Source organism: Natronogracilivirga saccharolytica (assembly GCF_017921895.1).
GTDB classification, from domain to species: domain Bacteria; phylum Bacteroidota; class Rhodothermia; order Balneolales; family Natronogracilivirgulaceae; genus Natronogracilivirga; species Natronogracilivirga saccharolytica.
On record NZ_JAFIDN010000045.1, the window covers coordinates 1 to 330 of the forward strand.

1 rRNA gene is annotated in these 330 nt (G+C 53.3%); it reads left to right on the top strand.

The features are described from left to right. A 16S ribosomal RNA gene (locus tag NATSA_RS15350) occupies positions 1-330 on the top strand; the annotation flags it as partial.

The window sequence follows — 330 nt, forward strand, 5'->3', positions numbered from 1 at the left end:
CACCTTACCTTAGAGTGGGTGGCAGCAGCCGCGGTAATACGGAAGGTCCGGGCGTTATCCGGATTTATTGGGTTTAAAGGGAGCGTAGGCCGGAGATTAAGCGTGTTGTGAAATGTAGAGGCTCAACCTCTGCACTGCAGCGCGAACTGGTTTCCTTGAGTACGCACAAAGTGGGCGGAATTCGTGGTGTAGCGGTGAAATGCTTAGATATCACGAAGAACTCCGATTGCGAAGGCAGCTCACTGGAGCGCAACTGACGCTGAAGCTCGAAAGTGCGGGTATCGAACAGGATTAGATACCCCGGTAGTCCCTCCAGGATTGCAGGTACCA